This is a genomic window from Asaia sp. SF2.1, from assembly GCF_000505765.1.
GTDB classification, from domain to species: domain Bacteria; phylum Pseudomonadota; class Alphaproteobacteria; order Acetobacterales; family Acetobacteraceae; genus Asaia; species Asaia bogorensis.
On record NZ_AYXS01000012.1, the window covers coordinates 304,506 to 309,139 of the forward strand.

6 protein-coding genes are annotated in these 4,634 nt (G+C 62.5%); all 6 read right to left on the reverse strand.

Going from position 1 to position 4,634, the window contains the following annotated elements; genetic code table 11:
* Positions 1–1,292 (reverse strand): Tol-Pal system beta propeller repeat protein TolB (gene tolB, locus P792_RS27725; protein ID WP_235075451.1); only part of this gene is annotated, 1,292 nt, incomplete at its 3' end.
* Positions 1,293–1,338: 46 nt separating this feature from the next.
* Positions 1,339–2,334, reverse strand: a complete 996-nt coding sequence (locus P792_RS27730; protein WP_023978579.1) for a hypothetical protein — start codon at positions 2,332–2,334, stop codon at positions 1,339–1,341.
* A gap of 17 nt (positions 2,335–2,351) precedes the next feature.
* Positions 2,352–2,786: a protein TolR gene (tolR, locus tag P792_RS27735; protein WP_023978580.1), complete on the reverse strand. Its 435-nt coding sequence runs from the start codon at positions 2,784–2,786 to the stop codon at positions 2,352–2,354.
* A 5-nt stretch (positions 2,787–2,791) separates the two neighbouring features.
* A complete protein-coding gene (gene tolQ, locus P792_RS27740; protein ID WP_369794225.1) occupies positions 2,792–3,460 on the reverse strand; it encodes a protein TolQ in 669 nt (222 codons plus the stop codon).
* Positions 3,461–3,607: 147 nt separating this feature from the next.
* Positions 3,608–4,021, reverse strand: a complete 414-nt coding sequence (ybgC, locus tag P792_RS27745) for a tol-pal system-associated acyl-CoA thioesterase (protein ID WP_023978582.1) — start codon at positions 4,019–4,021, stop codon at positions 3,608–3,610.
* Positions 4,008–4,634: Holliday junction DNA helicase RuvB C-terminal domain-containing protein (locus P792_RS0118970; RefSeq protein WP_031240707.1), on the reverse strand; the 627-nt coding region annotated here is incomplete at its 5' end. The genes P792_RS0118970 and ybgC, both read right to left, overlap by 14 nt.

Here is a 4,634-nt window from a genome sequence, read left to right on the forward strand (position 1 = left end):
CCGATTCCACTGGAGAACCCGGCGCCCCCTGCCCCGGCTGCCGACTGGCGGCAAAAGGCGATAACGCGACCATTCGGACAGAAGGTCGGGCTCTCGACCGTAAAGCCCTCGGTCAGGATGCGCTCTCCCGTTCCGTCCGGTCCCATCACACCAAGCGAGAAGCGACCATTGGCAATACGGGTGAAGGCAATCACATCGCCACGCGGCGACCAGACTGGCGACCCGTACGTGCCGTGACCGTAGGAAATACGACGCGCGCCGCCGCCTGATGCACTCATGATGTAGAGCTGCGGCGATCCACCACGGTCGGAGTTGAACACGATCTGGCTGCCGTCGGGGCTGAAGCACGGGCTCGTATCGATCGCACCGGAATTGGTGATCTGGCGTTTGGAGCCCGAGCCAAGATCGACAACGAATATGTCCGACCCGCCGCCACGCGTTGCCGAGAGCACAACCTGGCTGCCATTGGGGGAGAAACGCGGGGCAAAGGAGATGCCCTCAAATTCACCCAACATACGCTGGCTGCCCGAGCCGAGATCGAACGTATAAACGCGCGGACGGTTATTGGCATAGGACATGAACGCAATCTGGTCGCGCACCGGGTTGAAACGCGGCGTGAGCGTCAGCCACTGACCCGAGGTCAGCATGTGGCTGTTGGCGCCGTCCTGATCCATCACCGCAAGACGCGTGATCTGGTGATGGCGCGGGCCAGTACGGGCGATATACGCAATGCGCGTATCGAAATAGCCCTTCTCGCCCAGCATGCGCTCATAGATCACGTCAGCTATCGTATGGGCGATGCGACGCCAGTTGCCAGCTGAGGCCGTATAGGCCGTGCCCTGGATCTGCTCGCCTGTCAGAACGTTCCACAGACGCATCTCGACGCGCGTGCTGCTCGAACCCGCAGCACTCCCCGTGACCGCGGCGCGTGCACCCTGCGCCTTGAGCGCGGCAAAATCCGGCGTGCCAGAGGAGCCGGGCAGGATCGTAAACAGGCCGGTACTGTCGAGATCGGCAGTGACCACACTGGTGATCTGCTCGCCCAGTCCGGGACCGAAAGACGGGATGGAGATGGGGATAGGCGCTGTACGGGCCTGATCAACAGTGATCTCCGCCTCGCCGGGCGCGCCGCCTGCGGCATTCTGCGCGAAGGCGCCAATCGGCGTGGCCAGCAGACCGCCAGCAGCAAGGGACGCACCGAGAACCGAGCGTCGTGAGAACAGGGAGGAGAGGCTCTGCGCCTGGTCGTCGGTCAGCAGGGGCCTGTCGAAACTGAACGTATCGCGTGACATGAATGCGGGTCTCTTGCGGTCTGGGAGGATCATGAACCTGAAAACCTCAGGGGCGGAACACGAATTTGAGCTCGTGCGTCTTGCCCAGAAGGTTCGAGGGGATGGGAAGTTTCGAGCAGGTCGGGCTGAGCACGGCATCGCGTGCACGCTCGGCCAGCGCCCGATAGGACGGGTCGGAAGCTGCCTTCGCCTGGGTATCGGGAGCAAAACGCGCCATTCTCGCCTCTCCGGTCGCATCGATCGTCACAATCAGATGCGCGCTAAATGAGGCATAATTACGCGCTTCGGTATCTTCCGAATAACAACGACGCACCGAGCCACCAATCGCTTTCTGCTGGGCAGAACTCAGCGCGTTGGTGATGTCGCCATTCGGCGCACCACCCCCGTTGTGCGCCCCGCCCTGCTGTGGGTTGGCGCGCGCCTTCGGCGGATGCGTCTGCTTCTGGTCGGCGCGCAGCGCATCGAGTGTCGCAAGCAGCGAGTGCGAATCCGCCTGGGTCTTCTTCGCCGCATTGGGTTGCGTGATATGCGAGAAGGTCGGCGTTTCAGGCAGCTTGTCCACAGGCTGTGTCTGGGGCGAAGGTGGCGCAACCTGCTTCGATGCGGAAGGGGGAGACGGCTTGGGCGGCGAGGCCTTGATAGGCTCGGCCGAGTCGTCAACCATCTTTTCAGGTGTCTTCACGTCAGGCAGAGGCGGCGTCTTGCTTTCCGCCGGAGGCGGAATGGGCGGCGGCGGCGGCGCAGGTGGTGGCGGCTCCTCCACAGGCTGAGGAGTCGGCGGCGTCGGAGCGGGCGGCGCGTCTGTCGGCGTAGGGGCTGGCGCCGGCGCTGGCTTGGGTGCTGGCGTATCGGCCTTGTGCGGCGTGGCAGGAGGACCGGAATCCTCGAAAGCCATCTCGATTGGCGGCGGTTCGGGGGGCTCGGGGGGCTTGCTCATGGGCAGCCGCACGAGAAGGAAGCCGATGAACAGCGCATGCGCTGCAACCGACGCTCCCAGCGCATAGCGGAAGCGCCGGACATCGGACCGACGGGGACGCAGCAAGGCTGCTTCTCCTCTGGTTACTGGCCCGCGGCGGGCTGCTGGGCGAGCAGCGCCACGTGCGTGAAGCCACCTGAGGTAATCTTCCCCATGATGTCCATCACCTGTCCGTAATTGATATGAGCATCAGCGCGGACGAAGATGCGATGCTCCTTGTCGTTCTGTGCGGCCTGCTGAAGCTGGGCGACGAGCTGGTCGGCCGAAACCGGGTCATCTCCCAGATAGGTCCCGCCATCGGCCTTGATTGAGACCGTTATCGGTTTGGTATCAGCGTTGAGCGGGCTGGCATCGGTCTTGGGGAGATCCACATTCACGCCGCTCGTCATCATGGGGGCTGTCACCATGAAGATGATGAGCAGCACAAGCATGACGTCCACCAGCGGTGTGACGTTGATTTCCGACGCCGGGCGTCGCCTGCGGCCGCGTGCGGGGCCGCCCCCTGCAGACATGCCCATGGGTCTTAGCTCCGCTCTTCCGACTGTCGCGACAGGATCGCGGCAAATTCGGTACCGAACGCATCCATGCGCTCAGCGAAATGATCAAGGGCAGAGCTGGTCACGTTATAAGCCACATAGGCCGGAATTGCTGTGACGAGGCCGATTGCCGTTGCAAAAAGGGCTTCGGAAATACCGGGGGCCACAACAGCGAGGTTGGTGTTGTGCATGGCCGCGATCGAGCCGAAGGCATGCATGATGCCCCACACCGTGCCGAACAGACCGACAAACGGGGCAACGGGACCAATCGTGGCAAGAGCCACCACGCGACGGCTCAGCCGATCCATTTCACGAGCAACCGTGATATTGATCGCGCGATCCACGCGATCACGCACACCACCGCGCGCCAGATCGATCCCCGTGATGCGGGCAGAGCGGCGCCATTCGCCCATGGCCGCACCGAAGACGGCAGCCATTGGGTGGAGCGGCTTTGCGCCGTCGGAATCATAGAGATCCTCCAGGCTGCCGCCGGACCAGAAACGATCCTCGAATTCTGTCGCTTCGCGATTGACGCGGCGAATCAGGATGATCTTCTCGATGATCACGGCCCAGACGAAGGCGCTGCACAAGATCAGCCCCACCATGACCAGCTGCACCACGATGGATGCATGCAGGAACAAGTCCAACGGTGACAAACCAGAAGCGGCGGCCCCAAGGTCAGCCGCATTTACCGCTCGATCCAAAAAAACCTCCTGAGGCTTCGTTCTGCATCACGCCTATACAGTGCATGCCTCATACGCGCCTATCCCGAATCGTCACGCATCATCACATGCCGCCTGTCCTCAGGTCTGGCTCGACAATGCCTCCAAGGATGCACGCCATCGCGGCGGAATTCGGGCAGGCCGCCCGGAATTCTGCATGATGCATGCCAGCTCGACTGTCAGCGTGGCGGCGTGCATGTCGCCACACGACACGATCTGACGCAACTGGCAACGTGCAGAGCCAACAGATTCAATCGTGGTTGTGATCTCTGCCCAGTCATCCAGGCGTAATGGGCGTAGATACTCCACCGTAAGCTTCGTTACGACAAAGACGAGACCCGTTTCTTCCTGCAACATCGAAACGGGTGTGCCTGACATACGCAGGGCCTCGGTTCGTGCCCGCTCGGCAAAGGCCAGATAGCGGGCGTGGTAAACAATTCCGCCCGCATCCGTATCTTCGTAATAGACACGATAACCGATCTTATGAACCTTCATCGCTCTCCCTCAACAGATCGAACTGTGCCTCACTGGCCGAGGCCGGCGCCGCAAGGCCGAGATGGGTCCAGCCACGCTCTCCAAGCATGCGCCCCCGCGAGGTGCGCAGCACAAGCCCTTCCTGAATCAGATAGGGCTCGATCACATCTTCTAGCGTGTCACGCGCCTCAGCCAGCGCCGCAGCCAGGGTCTCGACTCCGACAGGGCCACCATGATGATGCTCGGCAATGCGCTTGAGATAGCGCCTGTCCATGGCATCCAGCCCGACCGAATCGACTTCAAGCCTCGTGAGCGCGGCATCAGCCATCACGCGCGTGATCGCCCGGTCATGCGGCGCCCCCACAGCAGCGAAATCACGCACACGACGCAGGAGCCTGCCCGCAATACGCGGTGTCCCACGCGAGCGCCTCGCGATTTCCTCTGCCCCTTCCTCGGTCAGGTTCATGCCCAGCTTGGCGGCGCCACGGGACACGATCAGCCGCAGTTCCTCAGGCGTATAGAACACGAGCCTCAGCGGGATACCGAAACGGTCGCGCAGAGGTGTCGCAAGCAGGCCTGCCCTCGTTGTGGCCGCAACAAGGGTAAAAGGCGCCAGATCGATACGCACCGAGCG